3 protein-coding genes are annotated in these 2,483 nt (G+C 45.5%); 2 read left to right on the top strand and 1 reads right to left on the bottom strand.

The features are described 5' to 3' along the window. Positions 1-13 precede the first annotated feature (13 nt). A complete protein-coding gene (locus VN105_RS22470; RefSeq protein WP_142687090.1) occupies positions 14-430 on the bottom strand; it encodes a nucleoside-diphosphate kinase in 417 nt (138 codons plus the stop codon). Between the two features lie 165 nt (positions 431-595). Between VN105_RS22470 and VN105_RS22465 the strand changes: the two genes are divergently transcribed. Together VN105_RS22465 and VN105_RS22460 are read left to right on the top strand one after the other, a co-directional pair. Beyond that, complete coding sequence (locus tag VN105_RS22465; protein WP_325644424.1) at positions 596-1,600, top strand: DHH family phosphoesterase; 1,005 nt, start codon at positions 596-598, stop codon at positions 1,598-1,600. 38 nt (positions 1,601-1,638) lie between these two features. Further along, positions 1,639-2,483 (top strand): FKBP-type peptidyl-prolyl cis-trans isomerase (locus VN105_RS22460; RefSeq protein WP_325644422.1); only part of this gene is annotated, 845 nt, incomplete at its 3' end.

The raw sequence follows: 2,483 nt of genomic DNA, 5'->3' as shown, positions 1-2,483 counted from the left end.
TTGGTAATCAGTACTAGAATTTCTCCAGACCACTGAAAAAGAAGTTACCTTCTATCACAGCGTTTTCATCAGAGTCGGAACCATGTACCGCGTTGCGGCCAATAGACTCCGCGTATTTTTTACGGATGGTACCTTCTTCTGCATTGGCAGGATTGGTAGCCCCGATCAGTTTGCGAAAATCTTCAACGGCGTTGTCTTTTTCCAGGATAGCTGCTACGATGTGGCCGCTGCTCATAAATTCTACCAGTTCACCGTAAAAAGGTCTTTCCGCATGTACTGCATAAAACTCACCCGCTTTAGCAGTAGATAACTGCGTCATTTTCATGGCTACGATGCGGAAACCTGCAGCGTTGATCATGTTTAAAATGCCGCCAATATGCCCGTTTGCTACTGCATCAGGCTTGATCATAGTAAATGTTCTGTTGCTCATATAATGTTTAATTCCGAATTACAGATTAGGCCGCAAAAGTAATTACATTTTCTTTAGTGGTAAAAAATTTTGAAATTCTGCCCCAAATAAAGATCTTCGCACTTCGTTTTCTGTTTCAACCACTTGTTGTGATTGGAAATCAACTCTTAACATTACAGTTTTTTAATGAAGCCGATTGAGGAAATTAAGCCTTTGCTGGAGAGCCCTAAGAAAGTGGTGATTACGATGCACCAGAAGCCAGACGCGGATGCCATGGGTTCTTCCTTAGCAATGTATCATTACTTAGTACAGAAAGGGCATCAGGTAACTGTAATCTCACCCACCAATTTTCCGGATTTCCTGAAATGGATGCCAGGCGCTAATGATGTGATTGATTACGAGTCATCTATGGACAGGGCCATCCAGGCACTGGAAGGTATTGATCTCCTGTTTTGCCTGGATTTCAACGCCCTCTACCGCACCAAAAACCTGGCGCCGCACCTGGAAAAACTGGATTGCATCAAAATTCTGATAGATCACCATCTTGAGCCACAGCCCAGCTTTGACTACGGTGTGAGTGATACTAAAGCCAGCTCCACCGCCCAATTAGTTTATGAAACTATATATAAATTGGGAGATGAGCAGTATATTAACCTCGAAATTGCCGAATGCATTTATGCCGGTACTGTAACAGATACAGGTTCATTCCGCTTTGCATCTACTTCTGCCGCCGTACACCGTATGGTGGCCGACCTGATGGAAAGAGGCCTGAAACATGAGGTGATCCACCAGGCGATCTATGACAACTTCCTGGAAAACCGCCTGCGCTTCCTCGGACATAGTCTGCTGAACCGCATGGAAGTATTCTATGAATATAATACCGCCATGCTGGCCATTCCATATTCCGATCTGAAACGGTTCGATCTCCAGACCGGGGATACCGAAGGACTCGTGAATTTCCTGTTGTCTATCCAGGGAATAAAAATGGCGGCACTGATCATTGACCGTAACTCAGAAGTGAAACTGTCGTTCCGCTCCAAAGGCAACTTCGACGTAAATACCTTCGCCCGCAAATATTTCGACGGGGGAGGGCATTTCAACGCTTCCGGTGGCCGCAGTACAGATTCGCTGGAAAAAACGATAGACCGTTTTGTGAAAGCCGTGGAAGAGAACGAAGACCTGTTACAATAAACTGTAATTAAAGTATTTCAACCTACTAATACAATCAAATGAAAAAAAACAATCAGTTTTTAGTTGCAACTGCAGCTTTTGGCTTTCTTTTAGCCAGTTGCGGCACAGGTGTAAAAAAAACACCGGGCGGTATTGAGTATATCGTTCACAAATCCGGCAGCGGAGCACAACTGAAATTAGGCGATACTGCCCTGGTGAATGTTACCCAGCGTATCAATGATTCCCTGCTGGGCGATTCCCGGAAAATGGTAGGTGCTGCGATCCCCGTGCTGGTAGCCAAACCACAGAACAAGTACGATCTGATGGAAGGTATTGCACTCCTGCATGAAGGCGATAGCGCTACCTTTATTATTCCATGGGATTCATTACCAGCCCAGGAACGTCCTCCGTTTGGTAAAGCAGGTGATAAACTGAAGATCACTTTCGCAGTGGAAAACAAATACTCCGCAGCTGCCCAGAAAGAAAAAGACGAAAAAGTAATTAAAGAATACCTGGATAAAAACAAGATCAGCGCCACTAAGAACGCTGAAGGCGTTTACGTAGCAGTAACCCAGGAAGGTACAGGTAACACGCCTAACCCAGGCGATACCGTGTATGTTCACTACACTGGAAAACTCACCACCGGTAAAGTATTTGATTCCAGCCAGGATTCAACAATGCGTCCAGGTATGCCTTTAGAGCCTATCAAATTCCCTATCGGCCGTGGTTTCGTGATCAAAGGCTGGGATGCCGGTTTGAGCGGCCTGAAAAAAGGTTCCAAAGCTACCCTGGTAATTCCTTCTGTACTGGCTTATGGCCTGCAGGGAAGTCCCCCGGTAATTCCAGGCAACTCCGTACTGGTATTTAACGTAGAGTTAGTAGATATCAAAGCAGGCGCTCCGGC

The organism is Chitinophaga sp. (assembly GCF_035564935.1).
Classification (GTDB): Bacteria; Bacteroidota; Bacteroidia; order Chitinophagales; family Chitinophagaceae; genus Chitinophaga.
The sequence above is the reverse complement of the archived record's forward strand: the minus strand, read 5'-3'. Positions and strand labels throughout refer to the sequence as shown.

Excerpts from the sequence above, each read along its gene's own strand:
- VN105_RS22470 (WP_142687090.1), bottom strand. The coding sequence starts at position 430 with ATGAGCAACAGAACATTTACTATGATCAAGCCTGATGCAGTAGCAAAC.
- VN105_RS22465 (WP_325644424.1), top strand. The coding sequence starts at position 596 with ATGAAGCCGATTGAGGAAATTAAGCCTTTGCTGGAGAGCCCTAAGAAA.